Here is a 266-nt window from a genome sequence, read left to right as displayed (position 1 = left end):
CCAGTCCGGCTGCAGCAACGGCCGCCGGTATTGTCTGCGTCTTTCAGGAACTCTCGCTGATCCCGGACCTGTCGGTTGCCGACAATATCGTCATCAGTAACCCTCCTTTGCGCTTCGGCCTGATTGACCGGCGCCGGCAAAGGGTGATCGCCGAAGAAGCGCTGGCGCGGGCCGGCGCATCCGACATTCATCCCTCGTCGCTGGTCAAGGACCTGCCGCTGTCGCGCCGCCAGATGGTGGAGATTGCCAAGGCGCTGGCCCGCAAG

The 266-nt window shown here is 64.3% G+C and carries 1 pseudogene; it reads left to right on the top strand.

Annotation, left to right across the window (positions count from 1 at the left end):
- A pseudogene (locus SB772_RS41790) lies at positions 1–266 on the top strand (sugar ABC transporter ATP-binding protein); the annotation flags it as partial.

Origin of the sequence: Paraburkholderia sp. SIMBA_030 (assembly GCF_046535245.1) — a bacterium.
Taxonomy (GTDB): domain Bacteria; phylum Pseudomonadota; class Gammaproteobacteria; order Burkholderiales; family Burkholderiaceae; genus Paraburkholderia.
The sequence above is the reverse complement of the archived record's forward strand: the minus strand, read 5'-3'. Positions and strand labels throughout refer to the sequence as shown.